This is a genomic window from Actinophytocola sp., assembly GCF_036402745.1.
GTDB lineage: Bacteria > Actinomycetota > Actinomycetes > Mycobacteriales > Pseudonocardiaceae > Actinophytocola.
Window position 1 is genome coordinate 1 of record NZ_DASWSJ010000196.1, and the last position, 22,988, is coordinate 22,988.

The following is a 22,988-nucleotide window of genomic DNA, read 5'->3' on the forward strand; positions in this document are numbered from 1 at the left end:
GCAGGGCGCCAACCTGGCCCTGTAGCCGGCTCGGCGAGCACCGCGATGTGCTTGCTGAGCACGAAACTTGCTGGTGCCGAGCCCGCCGAGCATGCGCCGAACTCGATGACCCGCACGGGTTCGAGCGCCGCGCAGCAATCGCACGGACGCACGAACGCACGGCACGCGCACGGCGCACGGCGCACGGGCGCACGGCGCACGGGCGCACGGGCGCACGGGCGCACGGGCGCACGGAGCACGGAGCACCTGATCGAACCCGTCGTCGAACCCGGGCGTCGCCTGCTGCCGCACCTGCCGTGGCGGAGATCGGCGCGGCACGACGCTGCGGTTGCGGCGCCGTGTCCCGCGACGTTTCGGCGCGGAGGTGCCGGGCACGGCGTCGGCGGCGGGCGGGGCTCACCGGCGGGCGGCCCCCGGGGCGCCGAGTCCGCTCGAACCCGGCCAGGCCTTGGGTCAGTCCGGCAGCAGGGGTACCGAGATGCCGGGGTCCCTGCCCAGCAGCGCGGCCCGGGTGACCGCCGCCGAGCCGTAGCGGTCTCGGACGTGGTCCAGGGCTGAGTCGAGCGACCCGACGGGGTAGCCGTCGAAGGGCAGGGCCAACTGCACGGCGTCCTCGTTGTCCAGGTTGGCCAAGGCGATCCCGACCAGGGTGATCCCCCTTTCGTCGATGAGCGGCATGGTGGTGCGCAGCAACCTGCGCGCCGTGTCGAGCAGCAGCTGGGTGTCGTCGGTGGAGCGGAACAGCGTGTGCGAGCGGGTGGCCCGCGCGTAGTCGGCGAACCGCAGTCGCAGCACCACCGTGCGGCAGACGCGCTTGGCCGCACGCAGCCGCCGCGACACCCGGTCGACCAGCGCGGCCAGCGTGGCCTCCAGGTCGGCGCGGGTGCGCGGCCGGCTGCCGAGCGCACGCTGCGACCCGATGGACCGGCGCCGCTGGCCGACCCGCACCGGGCGCGGGTCGTAGTTGTGGGCCAGCGCGTGTAAGTGCCGCCCCGCGGCCTTGCCGAGCATGCCCACGAGCGACGACTGCGCGAGCCCCGCCACCTGCCCGACCGTGTACACCCCACGCTCGTGCAGCTTCTCGGCGGTGACCCGGCCGACGCCCCAGAGCCGTTCGACCGGCAGCGGGTGCAGGAACTCGAGCTCGGCGTCCGGCGGCACCAGAAGCAGCCCGTCCGGCTTGGCCACCCCGCTGGCCACCTTGGCCAGGAACTTGGTGCGCGCGACGCCGACGGTGATGGGCAGGCCGACCTGCTCGAGCACGTCCCTGCGTAATCGCTCGGCGATCTCGACCGGTGTGCCGGCTATCTTGCGCAGCCCGCCGACCTCGAGGAACGCCTCGTCGATGGACAACCCCTCGACCAGCGGCGTGGTGTTGCGGAACACCTCGAACACCGCCTTGCTGGCCTCGCTGTACGCCGACATCCTCGGCGGTACCACGATGGCGTGCGGGCACAGGCGTAACGCCCGGCCGCCGCCCATCGCGGTGCGGACGCCGTGGCGCTTGGCCTCGTAGCTGCACGCCAGCACCACGCCACCGCCCACGAGGACCGGCCGGCCACGCAGGCTGGGGTCGTCGCGTTGCTCGACGGAGGCGTAGAACGCGTCCAGGTCGGCATGCAGAATGGTCGCCGCAGTCACGAACACATGTTCGCATCAACCACCGACAGAAACGGAGACCCGCATGTCAGCGGAGGTTTTCCCGTTCCGGATCGACGTCCCCGACGCGGAGCTCGACGACCTGCGGGACCGGCTGGCCCGCACCCGCTGGCCCGAGCCCGAGCCCGTCGAGGACTGGTCCCAGGGCGTGCCGCTGGCCTACCTCCAGGAGCTGTGCGAGCACTGGGAGAGGCGCTACGACTGGCGGGCCACCGAGGCCCGGCTCAACGCGCTGCCGCAGTTCCGCACCGAGATCGACGGGCTCGGCGTCCACTTCCTCCACGTCCGCTCACCGCACGAGGACGCCCTTCCGCTGATCCTCACCCACGGCTGGCCGGGCTCGATCGTCGAGTTCGAGAAGGTCATCGGCCCGCTCACCGAGCCGGCCGACCCCGCCAACGCCTTCCACGTCGTGTGCCCGTCGCTGCCCGGGTACGGCTTCTCCGACAAGCCGGCCGAGCCGGGCTGGACCGTGCAGCGGATCGCGACCGCGTGGCGGGAGCTGATGGCGCGGCTGGGTTACCCGAGGTACGGCGCGCAGGGCGGTGACTGGGGCACCAGCATCACCACGAGCCTCGCCCAGCAGGACGCCGAGCACCTGGTCGGCATCCACCTCAACCCGCCGATCGCCGCACCCGACCCCGGCACGTTCGACGACCTGACCGACACCGAGCGGGCCGCGCTCGAGGCGCTGCGGCACGCGGGCGAGCACGAGTCCGGCTACTCCGCGGAGATGTCGACCAAGCCGCAGACCGTCGGCTACGCGCTGACCGACTCGCCGGCCGGGCTCTGCGCGTGGATCGTGGAGAAGTTCCAGTCGTGGACCGACTGCGACGGCCTGCCCGAGAACGTGCTCACCCGCGAGGAAATGCTCGACGACATCACGCTGTACTGGCTCACCCGCACCGCCGCGTCCTCGGCCCGGCTGTACTGGGAGAGCATCCGCCAGGTCACCGAGTGGTTCACCGAGTCCACCGACGACACCGTGCCGGTGCCGACCGGGTGCTCGATCTTCCCGAAGGAGATCCCCCGGCCGTCGCGGCGGTGGGCGGCCAAGCGCTACCCCGACATCCGGCACTGGCGCGAGCTCGACCGGGGCGGGCACTTCGCGGCGTTCGAGCAGCCGGAGCTGTTCGTCGAGGAGGTGCGGACGTTCTTCCGGCTGGTGCGGTGATCGTGTTGTCCGGGCGCGCAGCCGATGTGCCCGGCCGTGCAGCGGGCGTCGCCGTTGCGGCCCGCCGGCGGCATCGTGTCCCACGTGGACACCGATCCTTCCAGCAACGTGGTGGTCTTCCAGCTGCGCCGCGGCCGCGACGAGCACGCGGCCGGCAGCGCGCCGACGATCGCCGAGGACTGTGTGCGCCGGGCGTGGGACTCGGCGCGGTACCAGCACGGTGCGCGACCCGAGGACGTGGTCGCACTGCACTCGGAGTGGGAGCCGTCCGTGGCGGACAGCTACTTCATCGAGACGACGTTCCCGAACGCGGCCGTCTACTACACGTTCCCGCGGCCGGACCCGGACCGGTGGGTGGAGGCGTTCGCCGCCGCGCGCCGGCAGCTCGAGTCCGTGACGACGCAAGGGTTTGCCACGCGCGTGAACGAGGTGGAGCGGGACGGCGAGCTGCTGCCGATGCTGTGGAGCGCGTCGTCGCCGCAGTTCGACCTGCTCGCGGCGATGCCGCACCGCGCGGTGGTGCCCGGCGGGCTGTACGCGTCGCTGGCGATGGTCGGCCCGACCCCCAACGGCGGGCTGGGCATCAGCCACCAGACCCGCTACCAGCTCGACGGCGACTTCGACACCCAGTTCGAGTCGGCGTGCGCGACGCTCGCGGCCGGGCTGCGGATGGAGGCCTACGACAACGGCGTGCTCGACCTGCACCGGGAGGGGAGCCTCGCCGCGCCCGCGGTGTGCCTGCCGAACTTCTACGCCGAGGTGGCCCCGCTGGTCGGCGAGGACCGGTTCGTCGCGGCGATGCCGTGCCCGCAGCACGTGATCGTGGCGGCGGCGTCCTCCCCGCACGTGCGCACGATCCGCGCGATGGTGATGGAGTCGGACTACCCGTCCTCGGAGATGATCCCGAGCCTGCTCGCCTTCGACGAGGCCGGCATGTCGATCGTCGCGGAGCGCCGCTAGCGTCCGGCGCGGGACGCTAGGGCATCGTGACGGTGACGAGCCAGCCGGGGTGGTCGGTGGTGCCGGACATGCCGATCGTCGTGCCGCTCACGAAGGTCAGGTTGGTCGTCGCGAAGACGTGCTGGACGCTGCCGTCGCCCTTGCGGTAGAAGCCCGCGCGGTTGCAGTCCTGCACGTTCGGGCTGCCCTGGTAGCGCAGGTTCAGGTCGCCGGAGACCACCACCGGGCCGCTCGCCGTATAGCCCACCGCGCGGGTCATCAGCTCGCGGCACTGGGCCAGCGCCGTCGTACCGCTGCGGGCGGACAGGTGGGTGGTGCACGCGCTGAGCCGGCCGGCGGGCAGGCACGCCCACACGCGCATCTCGTTGCCGTCGTCCTGCGCGGTGTAGCGGCCGGTCGCCGCGGGACCGCCGGCGAGCGCGGAGGCGACCATCACGATGTTGCCGTACCGCTGGCCGTTGGTGCACAGCACCGGCGTGCCGTCGCGGTGCTGCGCGGCCACGAACACCGCCTGCGCGGCACCCATCGCCGCCCGCAGCCGGTCGACGTCGCCCGAGCAGGCCTCGTTCACCGACAGGACCTGCGGCTTCGTCGACGTGATCACCGAGACGGCCTTCGCCATCACTGGCTCGGCGCCGGTGTAGCAGCCGGCGAGCCCGCTGTGGCAGATGTTGAGCTGCAGCACCTTGACGGTCGTGGCCGCCGAGGCGGGCGGCACCACCGCGAATCCGAACAGGGCCAACGACATCACGGCGACGAGCCGGGCGAGGATGCGCACGGGATCACACAAGCAGACCACGGTCCGGGGTGGCAAGATCCGGGCTACCGTCGAGCAGGAGATCCCCATGGAGCTGACCAACGAACCGGCCGGGCAGGTGCTCGCGGCGCGGCCGTTCAGCGTGCTGGTCGCGCAGGGGACGATCTCCGTTACCGGGCCGCGATAATGCGACGGCCCAACCCGGTGCTGTGGCTGTGGTATCAGTACGGCGGCCGGCTTCCCGCCCGCTACCGCGACTGGGTACTGCACGACGCCACCTGCCGCACCTGGCTCGTCCGCGCGCTGCTGCGGACGCTGGTGGTGCTCGCGCCGGTCTTCGCGGTACTGCTGGTACTTCTGGGGCTGGTGGGAGGAAACTGGCCGATCGCGCTCGGCTCCATCCTGCTCGGGGTACTGGTGAGCCTGCGGTTCGCGGTGGCCAACGCGATGGAGAGCGTCGACTCCCGGCTCGTGAGGTACGGGTTCCCGCCGGGCCACGCGTCCGCGACGCGGCGGGCGAAGGACGCGGCCAAGCACGCCGACGAGGCCGAGCGATACCGGCGGAAGTGGGGCCGGTCCACCTGAACGAGATCGCCCACTAGGCCATTAGCGGGGAATTTCCGGAAATGGAGCCACGCGCGGCGACAAATCGTCAACCTGACCGGGGAAAGACATTGCGACCAGCACATCGCTAACGTCGACATCACGTTCGCAGCAGCGAAACGGAACCCCCACAGGTGGAGGTGCTCGTGATCATCATCGGCCTGGGTATCGGAATCTCGATCTGTTGCGGCTGGTGGTACTGCGGCTGAGCAGACCAGCACGCCGTCGTCGATCCAGTTCCCGTTAGTTGCGAATGGGCGCCCGGCTCCGTCGCCGGGCGCCCCCAATTCACGTTTCCAAGAATCTGCGCACGGCGTCCTCGCGGCGCCGTGGCACCCATTCCGTCGGAATGTGGTCCGCCGGCGCCCGGTAACCGCGCAACACCCGTTTGGCCACCGCCTGCCGGTGCACCTCGTCGGGCCCGTCGTAGATGCGGGCGGCCCGCGCCCGGCGGTACATGTCCTCCAGCGGCAGGTCCGCGGAGTAGCCGAGGGACCCGTGTGCCTGCAGGGCCCGGTCGATGACGTCGTGCAGCACCCGGGCGCCCCAGAACTTGATCGAGCTGATCTGCGTCCGCGCCGCCGGCACGCCCTCGGTGTCGATGGTCCACGCGGCCTGCAACGTCAGCAGCCGCAACGCGTTCAGCTCGGTCCACGAGTCCGCGACCCAGTTCTGGATCGTCTGCTTCTCCGCCAGCACCGACCCGTGCGCGAACCGGTACAGCGCCCGCTCGCACAGCATGTCCAGCGCCCGCTGCGCCTGCCCGATCCACCGCATGCAGTGGTGGATCCGGCCCGGCCCGAGCCGGCTCTGCGCGATCGGGAACCCCATCCCGCGCTCCCCCAGCATCGCCGACTCCGGCAGCCGCACGCCGGTGAGCGTGACCTCCGCGTGATTGTCCAGCCGCGCCGGCCGGGGTCGCGGGTCCTCCATCGTGCCGAGGTCCCGCTCGACGACGAGCCCCGGTGTGCCGGCCGGCACGATGAACTGCGACGCGCGCCGGTGCGGCTCGGCGTCGGGGTCGGTCACCGCCATCACGATGAAGAAGTCCGCGACCGAGGCGTTGGTGATGAACCACTTCCGCCCGTCCAGCACCCACTCGGCACCGTCGGGCACCGCCGCGGTCGTGAGCAGCGTCGGGTCGGCGCCGGCGTCCGGCTCGGTCATCGCGTAGGCCGAGCGCATCCGCCCGGCCAGCAGCGGCTCCAGGTACGCCGCCCGCTGCTCGTCAGTGCCGTACCTGGCCAGGATCTCCGAGTTCCCCGAGTCCGGCGCCTGGTTGCCGAACACGTACGGCGCGATCCGCGACCGGCCGATGACCTCGTGCATCAGCCCCAGCTTGACCTGCCCGAAGCCCTGCCCGCCCAGCTCCGGGTCGAGGTGCGCGGCCCACAGACCCCGCGCCTTCACCTCGTCCTGCAACGGCTTGATGGCCGCGCGGAACTCCTCGTCGGACAGCTCGAGCGTCTCCAGCAGCGAGACCTGCGAGTCGACGAACGAGCGCATCCACTTCAGCTGCTCGTCGAACTCGGGATCGGTGGAAAACGACCACGTCACGCGCCAAGCACCTCCTTCACCCGGAACTTCTGGACCTTGCCCGACGTCGTGCGCGGCAGCGGGTCGCCGGTGAAGGTGAACCGCCGCGGGATCTTGTAGTTCGCCAGCTGCTCCTTCAGGTACGGCAACAGCTCACCCTCCGACAGCGACGCCTCCGGCCGCAGCACCACCAGCGCGTCGCCGATCTCGCCCCACTTCGGGTCCTCGACCCCCACGACCGCGGCCTCGAGCACGGCCGGGTGCTGCGCGATCACCCGCTCCACCTCGGCCGGGTACACGTTCAGCCCGCCGCTGATGATCATGTCCTTCGACCGGCCGGAGATGTAGACGTAGCCCTCCTCGTCGACCTGCGCGAGGTCGCCGGTGTGCAGCCACCCGTCGACGAGCGTCGAGGCGGTCGCGTCGGGCCGGCCGTAGTAGCCGAGCATCGTCGCCGGCGAGCGGCAGACGATCTCGCCGACCGTGCCCGGCGGGACGTCGGCGCCGTCGGTGTCGACCACCCGGATCTCCGCGGCACTGCACGCCCGGCCGGCCGAGCCGATCTTGCGGACGGCGTCCGGCCCGTCGAGGTACAGCATCATCGTCGGGAACTCGCTCATCCCGTAGCACTGCAGCAGGTCACACGTCGGGAGCTTGCGCCGCGCGTCCTCGATCGCGGTGACCGGCACGGGCTCGCCGCCGCTGGCGATGATCCGCAGCGAGGACAGGTCACGCGAGGCGATCGTCGGCTCGGCCAGCACCCGCTTGAGCACGGTCGGCACCAGCAGCACCGACGTGACCCGCTCGCGCTCCACCAGCTCGAGGAACCGGGCGGGCTCGAAACCCGTGCTGGGCGAGAGGATCACCCGCCCGCCGCGCCAGAGCGTGGCGAGCGCGATGTCGTGGAACCCGGCCGCCCAGCACAGCGCGGGGACCACGACGAACACCTCGGCCGCCGTCACCGCGTAGTCGACGATCTGGTGAAAGCTGTTCCACAGCACCGTCGAGTGCGTGTGCATCGCGCCCTTCGGCGTGCCCGTGGTGCCGGAGGTGTACTGCAGCAGGAAGAGGTCCTCGGCCGCCACCGGCGGCAACGCCTCGACCCTGCCCGCGCCCACGAGCGCGGTGTAGGACAGGACACCCGGCGTGTCGGGGGTGTCGACGCCGACGTACCGGCGCTCCGCCGACGGCGGCACGATCGAGGCGAGCTCCCGCTCGTAGACCACCCAGCGCGCACCGCAGTCGGCGAGGATGAACTCGACCTCCTGGGTCTTGAGCAGGTAGTTGATCGGCACCACCACGCCGCCGAGCTTGGCCACGGCGAAGAACACCTCGGCCCACTCGAGGCGGTTGTACATCAGCACGCCGACCCGGTCGCCCTTCGCGAAACCCTGGTCCCGCAGCGACGTCGCGAGCCGGGTGGACCGCTCGTCGAGCTCGTCGTAGGTCAGGTCGCGACCCTCGAAGCTGATCGCCACGCGCCGCTCGTTGACCCGCTGCGCGGTGCGTGGCTTGCGGAGCAGCTCCGCCACCGTGTAACTGTCCATCATGTACTCCTAGCGGTACTCCGAGCGGTGTGCTCCTAACGGATTCGCTTCAGCTGGTGGGCGAGGTCGGCGCGGAGCACGCCGCGGATGTCCCGCAGCAGCTCGTCCTGCCCGCCCTCCGCCCACAGCCGCTCCACCAGCGACTCGATCGCGGCGAGCAGCTCGACGCGCCCCGAGCCGGGCGGCACGGACACCGGCCACCGCGCGACACCGGCCTCGAGGACCGCGACCGCGTCGGGTACCCAGCCGTCGTCCTCGCGGACCTGGAGCGCGAGGTCGCCGAGGATGCCCATCGCCGCGATCACCGACGAGCGGGCGCGGTCGTCGGTGAGCGCCGGCAGGACCCGGGAGGCGAGGTCGCGGCGGATGGCGGTCAGCATGTGCTCGGGTGTGATCACGCGTACTCGAGCAGGTCGGCGACCATCCGGCGCATGGTCGGCATCGTGTAGTACATGCGGGCCAGGCGCAGGTCGTCGGTGCCGCCGAGCTGGAACGAGCGGCCGGCCTCGAGCCACATGATCGCGTGCCGCACCTGGTGGTAGGTGACCCAGAAGCGGAGCGCGGCCGGGTCGACCGGGAACCCGCTGTACCGCTCGTAGCGGGTGACGAACGTGTCCTCGGGCAGCAGCATGCACACGAGGTCGCTGCCCATCCGGTTGGAGGGGCAGCACACCCAGCCCAGGTCGTAGAGCGGGTCGCCGAGCGCCGCGAACTCCCAGTCGATCACCGCGGCGATCCGCGGGCCGTCGAAGAGCATGTTGCCGGTCCGGTAGTCCCCGTGCAGCAACGAGGTCCGCGCCGCGTCCGGCAGGTTCGCGCGCAGCCAGCCGATCCCGTCGACCAGGATCGGCTCGGGCTCGTCCCGCACCCGGCCGAGGTAGGCCGCCAGCCCGTCCACCCGCGACGCCGCGAAACCCTTGCCCGGCCCCGGAACCCCGAGGAACCGCAGCCCGGCGCCCCGCCAGTCGGCGCCGTGGATGTCGGCGAGCACCCGGCAGAACAGCTCGCCGACCGGGCCCGCGCCGGCCTCGGCGAGGAACCGCCGGCCCTCCGGCGACCACGGCACGACCGCGGTGCCGGACACCCACGACACCACCGAGTACGCCTCGCCGAACGGCTCGCCGGACTCGTCGAACCACAGTGGCCGGGGCACCGGGACCCGGGTGAGCTCCAGCGCCGCGAGCAGCCGGTTCAGGCGTGCCGGGTGCACCTCGTGCCGGGCCACCGCGCCCGGCCGGAACAACCGCACCACCAGCTTCAGCGGCTCACCGGACGGGCGGGCGAACACCAGCACGCCCGTCTCGTCCGAAAGCCCCTCCCCGGCCAGGCGCCGGTCGACCAGGCGGACCGGGCCCCCGAGCCGCTCGCCGAACCGCTCCTCGACCAGGTCGACGGGCGCGTCCAGCACGCCCATCAGAAGATCGCCGCGTACATGATCTTCTCCTGGGTGGCGTCCTCCCGGCTGAACTCGGCCACCGTGCGACCGAAGCGGGTGACCAGGATCCGGTCGGAGATCGCGAGCACCTCCGGCAGGTAGGAGGAGATGACGATGACGGCCTTGCCCTCGTCGGCGAGCTTGCGGATGAGCTGGTGGATCTCCTCGATCGCGCCGACGTCCACGCCGCGGGTCGGCTCGTCGAAGATCACCACCTCGGGCTCGGCGACGAGCGACTTGCCCACGGTGACCTTCTGCTGGTTGCCGCCGGACAGCTCGACGATCTTGGCGTCGTGGTTGATGGCCTTGACCTTGAGGCGGTCGGACCAGTCCTTGGCGATGCGGTCGCGCTGCGCCTTCGACACGAACCAGTGGCGGCGGCCGCGCCGGGAGGCGAGGTAGCCGAGGTACATGTTCTCCGCGACGGTCATGGTCTCGAAGAAGCCGTCGAGCTTGCGGTCCTCGGTGATGTAGACGATGCCGTCGTCGATGGCCTGCTTGGGCACCCGGTACCGCACCGCCCGGCCGCCCAGCAGCACCCGGCCGCCGTGGATCCGGTTGCGCTTCAACGCCCCGACGATGATCTTCGCGGTCTCGGTCCGGCCGCTGCCGATGAGCCCGGCGATGCCGAGCACCTCGCCGGCGTAGGCGGAGAAGGACATGTTGCGCACGACGTTGCCGAGGATCAGGTTCTCGACCTCCAGCACCTTGCGCCGGCGCACGGGTTCCGCGCTCGGCGCGGGCGCGGTCCGCTGGGTGCCGGTGAGCGCGCGGCCGACCATGTGCCGGACGATCTCGTCCCGGGTCGTCGTCTTGGCGTCCACAGTGGCCACCCGCTCGCCGTCGCGCAGGACGGTGACCCGGTCGGCGATCTGCAGCGACTCCTCCAGCGCGTGCGAGACGTAGATGATGCCGAGGCCGGCCGCGCGTAGCTCGCCGATCACGTCGAACAGGTGCAGCGTCTCCTCGGGCGTGAGCGTGGCGGTCGGCTCGTCGAAGATGATGATCCGCGCGCTGGACCGCAGCGCCCGGGCGATCTCGACCATCTGCTTCTTCGCCGCGCCCAGCGTGGACACGTACGCGGCCGGGTCGACGTGGAAGTTCATCGACTGCAGCAGCTGCTGCGCGCTGATGTTGAGCGAGCGGAACCGGGTGAGCAGCTTCTCGTGGCCCAGCTCGATGTTCTGCGCCGCGGTCATCGTCGGCACCAGGCTGGTCTCCTGGTACACCATGGCGATCCCGTGCTCGAGCGCGTCGTGCGGGCGGCGGAACGTCACCGGCTCGCCGCCGATCTGCATGCTGCCGCTGGAGTGCTGCACCGCGCCGGCGAGGATCTTGCACAGCGTCGACTTGCCGGCGCCGTTCTCCCCGACCAGCGCGTGCACCTCGCCGGAGGACACGTCGAAGTCGATGTCCCGGATCGCGTACACGCCGCGGTAGGTCTTGGTGACCTTGGTCATCTCGACGAGCCGCACGTTCTCCTCGACGTCCGCGAGGTCCGCAAGCTCTACAATGGACTGGCTCGCACGCTCACTCATGCCCTGGCCTCCAGGACCCGGTCGCCGCCGCGGACGGCGAGCAGCAGGCGGTCGCCGTACTGGCGGGCGGAGGTGACGCCGTGCCGGTCGCCGCCGCCGCGGCTGTGCATGCTGGACACCGCGTGCCCCTCCTCGTCGAGCCGGGCCACCAGGCCGTAGGACCGCGGCGGCGCCCACGGCTTGATCACGCCGAGCTTGCGGATCTGCCCGCCCTGCAACGGTTCCAGCCCGTTGTTGAGCCCGCGCAGCGCCGGCCGGATCCAGTAGTCCGGCTCGATCGTGCGCATCATCTCGCCGACGTAGTCCCGCTGGGTCAGCACGAACTCGACGAGCTGGGTGCGCAGCGCGAACACGGCGAGCCAGTAGCCGCCGTCCGGCGCGCGGCTGATCCGGCCCGGGTAGCCGGGGAAGTTGTCCCGCAGCACGGTCCGCCGGCCGTCCTGGCCGAAGCGGCTGATCCGGTGCGTCCACGCCTCGCAGACCACGAGCTCGCCCGCCCCGTCGACCGTCACCCCGCTCGGGTACGCGAGCCCGTCGGCCACCACCGTGGTCGTGCCCGAGGGGTCGTGGCGCAGCAGCCGGCCCAGGGCGTTGCGCTCCATCAGGTCGTGCACCCAGTCCTGGCCGTGGTGGCGGGTGGAGCCGTCGGTGACGTAGAGCGTGCCGTCGTCGGCGACGGCGAGGTCGGTCGGGCAGCGCGCCTCGTCGACGACCACGCTCGTGGTGCCGCCCGGGTCGACCGCGACCACTCCGGTGCCGGCCACGCAGACCAGGACCCGGCCGTCGGCGGCGCGGGCGAGCGCCCCCGCCTCGCCGTCGAAGGAGGCGACGACCGCACGGTCCCCTTCGGACAGCCGCAGCAGCGTGGTGCCGCTGGTGACGTAGAGGTCGCCACCCACGAGCAGCACGTCGTCGGGCTCGGTGAGCTCGGCGACCGTGGCGAGGCCGGCGAGGGCGTCGTTCGGCGTGAGTCCGCCGTCCAGCGGCGGGATCGAGGTGCCGGTGTGGCGGCCGGGGAAGAGGAACTCCCTGACCAGCTGGAGCGCTTCGAGCACGTCGTCCTCCCTCAGCTCACGGTGACCCGGTCGGCGGCCGGCTGCCGGGTGGTGCCGTCGGTCTCGGCCGCGCCGGAGCCGGTCAGCTTGATCCGGCCGACCCGGTTGTTCTCCAGGCCACCGATGTAGAGGTAGCCATCGTGCTCGCGCATCGAGGTGATCGTGGCGTGCGCCTCGCCGCCCGGGTCCCAGTAGGACTCGAGCACCTCGCCGGACTCGGACACCTTCACCACGCAGCCGTGGTTCATGCTCGGGTAGAGCCACTCGTCGCGCGGGATCCGCTTCATCATGCGGCGGCGGAACGTCGGCATCCGCATCGCGAGGTCGTAGGCGGGCGAGCGCATCCCGTTGAGCGCCACCCAGTACGCGCCGTCCGAGCTGCGGTTGATGTTGTCGAGGTAGCCGGGGAAGTTGTCCATGAAGATCTCCAGCCGGCCCTTGTTCGGCCCGCGGTGGTAGTACCGCAGGATCCGGCACAGCCAGGTCTGCGCGATCAGCAGCGAGTCGCCGTCGTGGCAGCTGCAGATCCCGTTGGGGAACACCAGGTCCCGCACCACGGTCCGGGTCTTCCCGGTGGCCGGGTCGTAGCGGACCAGGCGCCCGTTGGGCCGGCCCTCGACGCCGTCGAGGATCCAGTCGGCCATGTCGAACCGGGTGGTGGCCTCGCTGAAGTAGATCTTGCCGTCCGGGGTGATGTCGAGGTCGTCGGCCATCCGCAGCCGCGAGTCGTCGCGCAGCCGGGTCCACGTGCGGTTGGTCTCGTCGGAGAGCTTGTGGTGCTTGCCGTCCGGCGTCACCGAGTACAGGCCCATGCCGCCGACGCAGACGACGAGGTCGCCGGCCTCGTCGAAGCCCATGCCCAGCGGGTGCCCGCCGATCCTCGCGAAGATCTCCTTGTGCTCGAAGTTGCGGCCGGAGAACCGCAGCACCCACCCCTGCCGGGTGCCGCAGTAGAGCCGGCCCTCCTTGTCCAGCACGACGTCCTCGGGCCCCTCGACCTCGCCGACGCCGATCGCCTCGGCGTCGCGCAGCTTGTCGTTGATCTCGAACGGGCTGCCCGACCCGGGGCGGATGTCGACCAGCGGTCCGTACTGCAGGATCGTCGGGTTGACGTAGGTCTTCTGGATGGCCTTGCCGCGGTTCTTGCCCCACTTGATGTCGAGCCCGACCGCGACGATCAGCACGACGGCGAGCACGGTCTGCAGCACCTCGCCGCCGACGTTCATCAGCAGCAGACCCTTGCCCAGCAGGCTGATCGTGGCCGCGCCGATGAACGCGCGCCACACCGTGCCCTTGCCGCCGGACAGGCTGATGCCGCCGAGGATGACCGCGGTCAGCACGTTGAGCTCGAGCCCCTCGCCCACCCGGGCGCTCGCGCTGGACAGGCGCGCGGCGTAGAAGATGCCGGCGAGGGCACAGAGGACACCGGCGAACACGTAGCTCAGCAGCAGCACCCGCTCGACCCGGATGCCGGCGTGCCGCGCGGCCCGGCGGCTGGCGCCGACCGCGGTGATGTGCCAGCCCAGCCGGGAGCGGCTGAGCACGACGTGCCCCACGAGGAGCACGACGACGAGCGTGACGAAGCTGAACGGGATGCCGGCGACCTTGCCCGAGCCGAACCACTCCCACACGGGGTCCGTCACGAAGATCGTCGCGGTCTGCGCGGAGAAGTTGAGGTCCAGCAGGTTCAGCACGCCCTTGAAGATGATCAGGGTGACCAGCGTGGTGAGGAACGGCCGGGCCTTGAGGTAGGCGACGATGCCGCCGTTGATGCTGCCGAGCAGCGCCCCGGCCAGCAGGGTCAGGCCGATCGCCGGCAGCACCGGGACCCCGCCGATGGTGATCAGCAGGATCATGACCATGTTGCAGAGCCCGAACATCGAGCCCACCGACAGGTCGATGCCGCCGGAGATCATCACCACGGCCATGCCGATGCACACGAACGAGATCTCGGCGAGCTCGGCCGCCGTGGAGAGCATGTTCTCGCTGGTGGCGAACCCCGGCGTGGTGACGGAGAAGAACACGACCACCGCGACCAGCAGCGTGAGCGGGATGGCCGGCTCCATCCACCGCTTCTCGAACAGCTCGGCGAAGACCTGCTGCAGGGCGATGCGGCGGCGCAGGTGACGCAGGCGGGTGCCGAACGTCTCGCCGTCGAGCACGTTGCGTTCCGGTGGGCGACGCGAGCCGGCACGCCGCGAGGTCACACTGGCCGTCATGGGACTTCTCTCTCGGGAGCGGTGCGGGGAGGATGGCGCCGGGACCCCCCTGGGGGCGGGCGTCCCGGCGCCGGGTCGTGGACCTGTGGACAGTCCTCAGCGGACGGTCAGGCCGTCCTTCTTGCCGTCGTAGCACATGTTCGGCTGGTTCCAGTTGGTCCGGTCGATCTTCACCAGCGGGGTGAAGTCGGAGATCCGCGAGGAGCCGGGGGGCCTTGCCGCCTGGAGCAGCTGCTTGGAGATGGCCACGATGTCGGTGCCCTGGGTGGGCACGGAGTAGCCGTAGGACTGGAAGAACAGGCCGTCACGCAGGCCCTCGCAGGTGATCACGCTGTGGTCGGAGGTGAACACCTTGACCTGGTTGATCTTGCCGGCCTCCTTGATGGCGGTGGCCGCGCCGTACTGCATCTGGTCCCAGAAGCCCCAGCTGGCGCACAGGTTCGGGTGCTGCTGGATGACCGTGGCGGTGATGTCGTGGGCCTTGGTCCGGTCCCAGTTCGCCGCCTGGGTGGACACGATCTTGATCTCCGGGTTCTTGTCGAAGACCTCCTTCGCGCCGGCCATCACGTCGAGGGTGAACCCGGACGTCGCGTCGCCCTGGACGATCTGGACCTCGTGCGAGGTGTTCGTGCTCTTGCCGCAGGCGGTGACGATGTCGGTGGCGATGCGGCGGCCGAGGTCGATGGTGTCCGCGCCGACGAACGCGTCGGACTTGTAGTTGGACACCATGTTGATCTGGACGACGTAGATGCCCTTCTGCTCCGCCTGCTGGATCAGCTTGGCGAGCACCTGGACGTCGAAGTTGTGCACCACGAGCACGGCCGGCTTCTCGTTGATCAGCGACTGGACCGCCTCGGCCTGCCGGCCGGTGTCCCAGTTGGGGTCGCGGATCACGTACTTCATGCCGACGGCCTCGAACCCGCGCTTGAGCTGCCGGTTCCACTCCTCCATCAGCGGCGTGCCCATGCCGACCGGGACGAACGCGGCCGTCTTGCCCTCGAGGCTGCTGACCGCGTGCTCACGCAGGTCCTTCGAGGACACGTTGGCGGGCAGGCCTTCCCCGCCACCGCCTCCGCCACCGCCGCTGCTGCCGCTGCTTCCGGTCGAACAGCTCGTCACGGCGAGCAGAGCCGCCACGGCGAGGGCGACACCTCGGACCTTTCGCATGTGCAGGACCTCCCTGTCCTTGTCTCTAGCGGGTTTTCAGTCGCCCTGGCGGACGGTCTCCTCGTCCCTCGGGTGCAGCCGGTTGTCGAGCACCAGCGCGCCGAGCAGGATCAAGCCCTTGACGATGTCCTGTTCGTGGGTGTTCATGTTGAGGATCGTCATCCCGTTGAGCATCACGCCGATGAGCGCGGTGCCGACCACGACGGACAGCACGCTGCCCCGGCCGCCGACGAGGCTGATGCCGCCGACCACGACGACCAGCAGCACGTCGTAGATCAGCGAGCCGTCGATGACCTGGGTGTTGAAGCCGCCGACCGAGCCGGCCACCACGAGGCCGCCGACGAACCCGATGGTGGCCGAGACCATGTACTCGATCGTCGTGAATGGACGGACCGGGATGCCGGTGAGCGCGGCGGCGCCCGCGTTGTCGCCGTGGGCGTAGATGAACCGGCCGGTGCGCGTCCGGGTGAGCATCAGCTGGGCGAGCGCGGCGACGACGAGGAAGACGATGATCGGCACCGGGATGCCGGCGACCGTGCCGCCGCCGAGCCAGCGCACGAAGGTCCGGTCACCCGGGAGCTCGGCGATCAGCCCGTCGAGGATCGTGGTGCGGGCGAGGCCGTAGATCAGCAGTCCGGATGCGAGGGTGGCGAAGAGCGCGGGGATCTCGACGAACGCGATGAGGAAACCGTTGAGCAGCCCCATGATCAGCACGACCGCGAGTCCGACGAGGAGCGCCACCGGGGTGCTGGCGCCGGTCTGCATGAGCTGGATCGAGATCGCGGTGGCCACGCCCATCGAGGCGATGAGCGAGAGGTCCATCCCGCGGGCGATGACGACCACCGCCATCGCGACGCCGAGGATCCCGAGCGAGGACACGCTGCGCACGAGGTTCAGCAGGTTGTCCGTGGCGAGGAAGCCGTCCAACAGGATCCCGAAGACCACGAACAACGCGATGACGACGAGCAGGACGATCTGCTCCTGCGTCCGCGCGGTTGGTTTGATCTTGGCCAGCACCGTGGTCATCCGCACTCCGAACTCGTGTGTACCGTTCGGTCGGTCTATGTACTGACCGAACGGTACACTACTGGAGCCGTCCGTCAAGACCGGTCACTCGACGTGATTTGCTTCCCCCTCAGTCAACCGTCTGGAGGAGACTGTGCTGCCTTCCTCGTCCCCATCCGATGCTGCTAGTGGTCCCCTGCACGGCATCCGCGTCGTCGAGCTCGCCGGCATCGGCCCGGCGCCGTTCGGCGGCATGCTGCTCGCGGACCTCGGCGCGACGGTGATCCGAGTGGACCGTCCGGGCGCGCGGCAGGCCGGCAACCCGCTCGAGCCGTCGCTCGACCTGCTGGCCCGCGGGCGCCGCTCGGTGACGCTGGACCTGAAGTCCCCGGCCGGACTGGCCGCGCTGCTGCGCCTGGTCGACGGGGCCGACGCGCTGATCGAGGGCTTCCGCCCGGGGGTGGCCGAGCGGCTCGGCTTCGGGCCGGACGTGTGCCTCGAACGCAACCCGCGCCTGGTGTTCGGCCGGATGACCGGCTGGGGCCAGACCGGCCCGGTCGCGCCGCGGGCGGGCCACGACATCAACTACATCGCGCTGGCCGGCGCCCTCGACCCGATCGGCCACGCGGGCGGGCCGCCGGTGGTGCCGCTCAACCTGGTCGGCGACTTCGGCGGCGGCGGGATGCTGCTGGCGTTCGGCGTGGTGGCGGCGTTGCTCGAGGCCCGCGGGTCAGGCCGTGGTCAGGTGGTCGACGCGGCCATTGTGGACGGTGCGGCGCTGCTGACCACGATCCTGCACGCCATGCGCGCGCAGGGCATCTGGACCGACTCGCGTGGCGAGAACCTGCTCGACGGCGGCGCCCACTTCTACGGCGTGTACGAGTGCGCGGACGGCCGCCACGTCAGCATCGGGTCGATCGAGCCGCAGTTCTACCGGCGGCTCCTGGAGCTGCTGGACCTGGCCGGCGACCCGATGTTCGTCGACGGCCACCGCGACCCGGCGGCGTGGCCGGAGCTGCGCTCGCGGCTGGAGGTGCTGTTCCGGAGCCGGACCCAGCGCGAGTGGTGTGACCTGCTGGCCGACGAGGACACCTGCTTCGCGCCGGTCCTGTCGATGGGCGAGGCCCCCGACCACCCGCACAACCGCGCGCGCGGCACCTTCGGCACGGTCGACGGGGTGGTGCAGCCGGCCCCGGCGCCGCGGTTCAGCCGCAGCGGCGAGATGCCGCTGCGCAAGCCGCCGCGGCCGGGCGAGCACACCCGCGAGGTGCTCGCCGAGGCCGGCCTGACCGCGGCGGAGATCGACGAGCTAGTCGGCGACCAGGTCCCCGGCCGAGTCTCCGGCTGAGGACCCGGCCGGGTGGGCGGCGCCGGCGAACTCGTCGGTCCACCAGTACCCGGCCAGGAACTCCCGGGCCGCGACCATGTACTGGATCGTCGGGGTGCCCTCCTCGAGCCAGTTCAGCCGGGCGTCCCGGTAGAGCCGCTCGATCGGGTGCCGGCGGGTGTAGCCGATGCCGCCGTGCACCAGCAGCGCGCGGTCGGTCACCCGCCCCACCGCCTCCAGCCCGAACAGCTTCACCAGCGACGCCTCGGCCGGGATGCGCCGGCCGGCGTCCCACTTCGCCGCCGCGTCGTCCAGCATCAGGCGCAGGGCCTGCAGGTCCATCGCCATCTCGGCAAGGTAGCGCTGGATCGCCTGCCGCTGGGCGATCGGCCTGCCGAAGGTCACCCGCGAGCGGGCGTGCCGCAACGACAGGTCGAACGCGTGCTGGCCGGTGCCGAGCGAGCTGGCCGCGATGAACACCCGGCTGATCTCCAGGGCACGCTCCAGGTTGTCCTGACCCTCGCCCGGCTTGCCCACCAGGTTCGTCGCCGGCACCCGGACGTCGGTGAACGTGAGCAGCCCGTGCTCGCCGCCCTTGCAGCCCATCGTCTCCGGCAGCGGCTCGATCGTGAGGCCCGGCCGGTCCCGCTCCACCAGGATCGACGTGACCTCGGCCGGCGCGGTCTTGGCCATGACCAGGAAGTGCGACGCCAGGTCGGAGTTGGTGATCAGCCACTTGCGGCCGTTGACCACGTAGTCCGAGCCGTCCAGCACGGCCGTCGAGCCCAGGTCGGCACCCGTGCCGTGGTCCGGCTCGGTCAGCGCGAACGCGACGGACTTGTCCCCCGTGGCGATGCCGGGCAGCAGCGCACCCCGCTGCGTCGCGGAGGCCAGCTCGCTCATCGCGTGGGCGAACGAGTTGTGCACGTGCACCACGACCCGGATCCCGCCCTGGATCTTGGCGAACTCCGCGATGATCGGCAGGTACTGCCGGATGGTGAGCCCGTGCCCGCCGTACTCCGGCGGCACCAGGAAACCGAACGCGCCGACCCGGCGCAGCACCGGCATGATCTTGTCGTACGGCAGCGACTCGCGGTCCTCGATGTCACTCTCCAGCGGCGCCAGCTCGTCCCAGATCGCGGCGAAAACCCGATCCTTCAGCTGCCGGTAGGCGTGATCGTCCACATCATCCTCCTGATTGACCGGTCGGTACATTGGTAGCCGAGAGATGCCGCGGTACACAAGGGTGACCACTCGCACGTTCGGTCAATAGGTGGACGACGCACTGCTGACTGATCGGTACTGTGGAGACCAGCAACCGGCCGGATCGGTCGTAAAGCGAGAGGCAGGACCATGCCGAGACAGCAGGATGGCACCGGCGAGTCCACCCACGAGCGGATACTCCGGGTGGCGGCCGAGGTGTTCGCCCGGAAGGGCTACCACGGCACCGGTGTGGCGGAGCTGGGCGAGGCGGCCGGCCTCAAGCGGGGCGCGCTCTACTACCACATCGGCTCGAAGGAAGACCTCCTCTACAACCTGTCCAAGCGGCACGTCGAGGAGGCGCTCGAGCGCGGCCGCACGGTCGTCGACTCCGACCTGCACCCGGTCGACAAGCTGCGCGCGCTGGCCCGCGAACACGTCCAGACCATCGCCGCCCGGCGGGACGAGGTCACCGTCGTCATGCGCGAGATGCACGCGCTCACCGGCAAGCGCGCCCGCCAGCTCACCAAGCTCCGCGACGAGTACCAGGGCCTGTTCGCCAAGGTCCTGCAGGAAGGCGTGGACGAGGGCGTGTTCCGCGCCGCCGACCACGTCACGGTCCTCGGCGTGCTCGGCATGTTCAACTGGACCCACGTGTGGCTCGACGTCGAGAAGGGCCCGCTCACCCCCGAGCAGGTGGCCGACCGGCTCACCGACATCGTGGTCTACGGCGAGCTGCTCTCCCCCAGGTCGGCCAACCGCCCGAACCGGACCGGCGCCCGGCCGCGCAAGGTGGCGGCTCAGCGGTAGGACACCACCACCCGCACCGAGCCGGCCCGCTTGTCCCGCGTCTCGGCCAGTGCCGCCGCGAACTGGCCGGGCGCGTACACGTCGCTCACACTGCCGGTGAGGTCGAGCCGGCCGGTGGCCACCAGGTCCACCAGCTCGGCCAGCTCCGCCGCGGTGCAGCCGAAGCTCCCGACGAGCCGCAGCTCGCGGCTCACCAGCGTCTCCTGCCGCATGCCCAGCGCCAGCCGGTCCGGCGAGATGCCCACGACCACGCAGGTCCCCTGCGGGCGCAGGCAGCGCAGCGCCGTGCCCACGATCTCCGGGTGGCCGACGAACTCGAAGGCCACGTCGGCACCGCCGCGGGTCTCGGCCACCACCGTCCGCGCGACCTGCCGGCCCGCGTCGAGGGTGAGCTTGGCGCCGAGTGCCGCGGCCCGCTCGCGGGCCTGCGGGCGCGGGTCGACCGCGATCACCTCACAGCCCAGCACGCCGGCGAGGATCTGCACGGCGTGCATGCCGAGCCCGCCGAGGCCGAACACCACCGCCGTCTCTCCCGGCACGACGTGGGACCGGCGGATCGCGTGGAACGGGGTGGCCACCGCGTCGGTGAGGATGGCGCCGATCTCGGCCGGCACGGTGTCCGGCAGCGGAACCAGGCAACCGGTCGGTACAACGAGCCGGTCGGCCTGCGCGCCAGGCATGTCCACGCCGAGCACCTTGCGCTCCGCGCACGCCTGCGGCTGGCGGGTCCAGCACCGTCCACACCGGCCACACCCGACGTAGGGCAGCACGGCGACCCGCGTGCCCACCTCGATCCCCGTGGTGTCCGGGCCGAGTGCCGCCACCGTGCCGGCCGCCTCGTGCCCCAGCACCACCGGATACTCGGCGGCCACCGTGCTGCCGTCGACCAGGTGCACGTCGGAGCCGCACACCCCGCACGCGTCGACGGCCACCACGGCCTCGCCGGCGCCCGGCCTGGGCACGGGAATCTCGGCCAGCTCGAACCGGCCCGGTTCGGTGAGCAGTACCGCACGCATCGTCTGCATGGTGTCCACCTTGACATACCGGCTGCCGCCATCGAACACTGTACCGATCAGTCGGTATAAGGGGAGAGCCATGACATCCGACGCTGTCATCGTGGACGCCGTACGAACGCCGTCCGGCAAGGGAAAGCCCGGCGGCGCGCTGTCCGCGACGCATCCGGTGGACCTGCTCGCGGGCGTCCTCACCGAGCTGGTCGTGCGCACGGGCATCGACCCGGCCGCGGTCGAGGACGTGATCGGCGGCTGCGTCTCGCAGGGCGGCGAGCAGTCGGCCAACATCACCCGCAACGCCGTGCTGGCCGCGGGGTTCCCCGAGCACGTGCCGGCCACGACCGTCGACCGGCAGTGCGGGTCGAGCCAGCAGGCCGTGCACTTCGCCGCGCAGGGCGTGCTGGCCGGCGCGTACGACGTGGTGATCGCGTGCGGCGTCGAGTCGATGAGCCGGGTGCCGATGTTCAGCCAGTACGCGGGGGCCGACCCGTACGGGCCGTCGGTGAACCGGCGCTACCCGCCGCGGCTGGTCGAGCAGGGCGTGGCCGCCGAGCTGCTGTCCCGCCGCTACGACCTGTCGCGCGAGGAGCTGGACGAGTTCTCGGCCGGCTCGCACCAGCGGGCGGCCGCGGCCCGCGACGCCGGCCGGTTCGCCGGCGAGGTCGTGCCGGTCGGCGACCAGGCCACGGACGAGACGATCCGGGACACCACCACCGCGGGCGGGCTCGCCGGCCTCGCCCCGGTGTTCGCGAGCGACGACGTCGGCGCGCGGTTCGGGCCGGTGGACTGGAAGATCACCGCCGGCAACTCCTCGCCGCTCACCGACGGCGCCTCCGCCGTGCTGATCACCTCGGCCCGCCGCGCCGAGCAGCTCGGCCTGCGTCCGCGCGCCCGGTTCACCTCGTTCGCCGTGCTCGGCGACGACCCGGTCCTCATGCTGCGCGCGGTCGTCCCGGCCACCGAGCTGGCCCTCAAGCGGGCCGGACTGTCCATCGGAGACATCGACGCGTTCGAGGTCAACGAGGCGTTCGCGCCGGTTCCCCTGGTGTGGCAGCGGGAGACGGGCGCGGACGCGGCCCGGCTCAACAAGCACGGCGGCGCCATCGCGCTCGGCCACCCGCTCGGCTCGTCCGGCACCCGGCTGCTCACCACGCTCCTCGGCGTGCTCGAGTCCGACGGCGGCCGGTACGGGCTGCAGACGATGTGCGAGGGCGGCGGCATGGCCAACGCGACGGTGGTGGAGCGCGTCGATGGCTGAGCCGCGGGTCGCGGTCGTCACCGGCGGCTCGCGCGGCATCGGCGCGGAGATCACCCGCCAGCTCGCCGGGCGCGGGCTGCGGGTGGCGTGCACCTACCGGTCCGGCAAGGACGAGGCCAACGCGCTCGCCGCCGAGCTGGCCACGGACGTGCTCACCGTCCACTTCGAGCTGGGTGACGCCGAGTCGGCCGAGTCGCTCGTGGCCACGGTGCTGGAGCGCTTCGGCCGGCTGGACACGCTGGTGCTCAACGCGGGCGTGTGGCACGGCGGCCGCCTCGAGGACCTCGACCCGTCGCTGTGGTGGCGGGTGCTGGAGTCCAATGTGGGCGGTGCGGCGCAGGTCGCCCGGGCGGCCCTGCCGGCGCTGCGCCGGGGGTCCGCGCCGAGCGTGACGCTGGTGTCCTCGGCGGTCGGCATCATCGGCTTCCCCGGCGACACCGCGTACGGCAGCGCCAAGGCGGCGATGACCGGGTTCGCGCGGTCGCTCGCCAAGGAGGTCGGCCGGGACGGCATCCGGGTGAACGTGCTCGCGCCGGGCTTCGTCGAGACCGACATGACCGCGGCGATCCCCGAGCGGTCCCGGGAGCGGATCATCGCCGACATGGTCCTGCGCCGCCTCGGCACGGCCGCGGAGGTGGCCCGGGCCGCGGTGTTCCTGGCCGAGGACGCCACGTACTGCACCGGCACCATCCTCACGGTCGACGGCGGCTGGTCGCTCTAGTGTC

Annotated in this window: 21 protein-coding genes; 8 read left to right on the forward strand and 13 right to left on the reverse strand. The window is 71.4% G+C overall.

All coding sequences use genetic code 11. The features are described 5' to 3' along the window. Positions 1-453: 453 nt before the first annotated feature. Positions 454-1,647, reverse strand: coding sequence for a DNA polymerase IV (gene dinB / locus VGD70_RS18810; RefSeq protein ID WP_331083021.1), 1,194 nt, complete (start codon positions 1,645-1,647; stop codon positions 454-456). A gap of 37 nt (positions 1,648-1,684) precedes the next feature. Here dinB and VGD70_RS18815 point away from each other — a divergent pair, with 37 nt between their 5' ends. Then, positions 1,685-2,833: an epoxide hydrolase family protein gene (locus VGD70_RS18815; RefSeq protein ID WP_331083023.1), complete on the forward strand. Its 1,149-nt coding sequence runs from the start codon at positions 1,685-1,687 to the stop codon at positions 2,831-2,833. 84 nt (positions 2,834-2,917) lie between these two features. After that, complete coding sequence (locus VGD70_RS18820; RefSeq protein ID WP_331083025.1) at positions 2,918-3,793, forward strand: hypothetical protein; 876 nt, start codon at positions 2,918-2,920, stop codon at positions 3,791-3,793. A 16-nt stretch (positions 3,794-3,809) separates the two neighbouring features. On the opposite strand, the gene VGD70_RS18825 is transcribed toward VGD70_RS18820, so the two are convergent. Next, on the reverse strand, positions 3,810-4,571 hold the full coding sequence (locus tag VGD70_RS18825; protein ID WP_331083027.1) for an endonuclease/exonuclease/phosphatase family protein: 762 nt from the start codon (positions 4,569-4,571) through the stop codon (positions 3,810-3,812). Between VGD70_RS18825 and VGD70_RS18830 the strand changes: the two genes are divergently transcribed. Next, on the forward strand, positions 4,564-4,737 hold the full coding sequence (locus VGD70_RS18830; RefSeq protein WP_331083028.1) for a hypothetical protein: 174 nt from the start codon (positions 4,564-4,566) through the stop codon (positions 4,735-4,737). The two genes, VGD70_RS18825 and VGD70_RS18830, sit on opposite strands and share 8 nt — an antisense overlap. Beyond that, positions 4,737-5,135, forward strand: coding sequence for a DUF5313 family protein (locus tag VGD70_RS18835; RefSeq protein ID WP_331083030.1), 399 nt, complete (start codon positions 4,737-4,739; stop codon positions 5,133-5,135). The genes VGD70_RS18830 and VGD70_RS18835 overlap by 1 nt, the downstream gene beginning before the upstream one ends. A gap of 306 nt (positions 5,136-5,441) precedes the next feature. Here VGD70_RS18835 and VGD70_RS18840 read toward each other — a convergent pair whose 3' ends face one another. The 9 genes from VGD70_RS18840 to VGD70_RS18880 form a co-directional block, all read right to left on the reverse strand. Beyond that, complete coding sequence (locus tag VGD70_RS18840; protein WP_331083031.1) at positions 5,442-6,710, reverse strand: acyl-CoA dehydrogenase family protein; 1,269 nt, start codon at positions 6,708-6,710, stop codon at positions 5,442-5,444. Beyond that, positions 6,707-8,236: a class I adenylate-forming enzyme family protein gene (locus VGD70_RS18845; RefSeq protein WP_331083033.1), complete on the reverse strand. Its 1,530-nt coding sequence runs from the start codon at positions 8,234-8,236 to the stop codon at positions 6,707-6,709. The genes VGD70_RS18840 and VGD70_RS18845 overlap by 4 nt, the downstream gene beginning before the upstream one ends. Before the next feature lie 35 nt (positions 8,237-8,271). After that, positions 8,272-8,634, reverse strand: a complete 363-nt coding sequence (locus VGD70_RS18850; RefSeq protein ID WP_331083035.1) for a hypothetical protein — start codon at positions 8,632-8,634, stop codon at positions 8,272-8,274. Next, a complete protein-coding gene (locus VGD70_RS18855) occupies positions 8,631-9,650 on the reverse strand; it encodes a phosphotransferase family protein (RefSeq protein ID WP_331083037.1) in 1,020 nt (339 codons plus the stop codon). The genes VGD70_RS18850 and VGD70_RS18855 overlap by 4 nt, the downstream gene beginning before the upstream one ends. Then, complete coding sequence (locus VGD70_RS18860) at positions 9,650-11,209, reverse strand: sugar ABC transporter ATP-binding protein (protein ID WP_331083039.1); 1,560 nt, start codon at positions 11,207-11,209, stop codon at positions 9,650-9,652. The genes VGD70_RS18855 and VGD70_RS18860 overlap by 1 nt, the downstream gene beginning before the upstream one ends. Further along, a complete protein-coding gene (locus VGD70_RS18865) occupies positions 11,206-12,264 on the reverse strand; it encodes an SMP-30/gluconolactonase/LRE family protein (RefSeq protein WP_331083041.1) in 1,059 nt (352 codons plus the stop codon). The genes VGD70_RS18860 and VGD70_RS18865 overlap by 4 nt, the downstream gene beginning before the upstream one ends. An 11-nt stretch (positions 12,265-12,275) precedes the next feature. Further along, on the reverse strand, positions 12,276-14,483 hold the full coding sequence (locus tag VGD70_RS18870; RefSeq protein ID WP_331083043.1) for an ABC transporter permease: 2,208 nt from the start codon (positions 14,481-14,483) through the stop codon (positions 12,276-12,278). Positions 14,484-14,579: 96 nt separating this feature from the next. Beyond that, positions 14,580-15,650, reverse strand: coding sequence for a sugar ABC transporter substrate-binding protein (locus VGD70_RS18875; RefSeq protein ID WP_331083045.1), 1,071 nt, complete (start codon positions 15,648-15,650; stop codon positions 14,580-14,582). Positions 15,651-15,686: 36 nt separating this feature from the next. Next, entirely contained in the window at positions 15,687-16,676 is a 990-nt protein-coding gene (locus VGD70_RS18880; protein WP_331083047.1) for an ABC transporter permease, read from the reverse strand. A gap of 133 nt (positions 16,677-16,809) precedes the next feature. Here VGD70_RS18880 and VGD70_RS18885 point away from each other — a divergent pair, with 133 nt between their 5' ends. Beyond that, entirely contained in the window at positions 16,810-18,003 is a 1,194-nt protein-coding gene (locus VGD70_RS18885; protein ID WP_331083050.1) for a CaiB/BaiF CoA-transferase family protein, read from the forward strand. On the opposite strand, the gene VGD70_RS18890 is transcribed toward VGD70_RS18885, so the two are convergent. After that, complete coding sequence (locus VGD70_RS18890; protein ID WP_331083053.1) at positions 17,965-19,167, reverse strand: acyl-CoA dehydrogenase family protein; 1,203 nt, start codon at positions 19,165-19,167, stop codon at positions 17,965-17,967. The genes VGD70_RS18885 and VGD70_RS18890 overlap by 39 nt on opposite strands. 168 nt (positions 19,168-19,335) lie before the next feature. Between VGD70_RS18890 and VGD70_RS18895 the strand changes: the two genes are divergently transcribed. After that, positions 19,336-19,992, forward strand: a complete 657-nt coding sequence (locus VGD70_RS18895) for a TetR/AcrR family transcriptional regulator (protein WP_331083055.1) — start codon at positions 19,336-19,338, stop codon at positions 19,990-19,992. On the opposite strand, the gene VGD70_RS18900 is transcribed toward VGD70_RS18895, so the two are convergent. After that, complete coding sequence (locus VGD70_RS18900; RefSeq protein WP_331083057.1) at positions 19,983-21,017, reverse strand: zinc-binding dehydrogenase; 1,035 nt, start codon at positions 21,015-21,017, stop codon at positions 19,983-19,985. The two genes, VGD70_RS18895 and VGD70_RS18900, sit on opposite strands and share 10 nt — an antisense overlap. Positions 21,018-21,087: 70 nt before the next feature. On the opposite strand from VGD70_RS18900, the gene VGD70_RS18905 reads away from it, so the two are divergent. Both VGD70_RS18905 and VGD70_RS18910 read left to right on the forward strand, forming a co-directional pair. After that, complete coding sequence (locus VGD70_RS18905) at positions 21,088-22,263, forward strand: acetyl-CoA C-acyltransferase (protein WP_331083059.1); 1,176 nt, start codon at positions 21,088-21,090, stop codon at positions 22,261-22,263. After that, positions 22,256-22,984, forward strand: coding sequence for an SDR family NAD(P)-dependent oxidoreductase (locus tag VGD70_RS18910; protein WP_331083061.1), 729 nt, complete (start codon positions 22,256-22,258; stop codon positions 22,982-22,984). The genes VGD70_RS18905 and VGD70_RS18910 overlap by 8 nt, the downstream gene beginning before the upstream one ends. Positions 22,985-22,988: the final 4 nt, after the last annotated feature.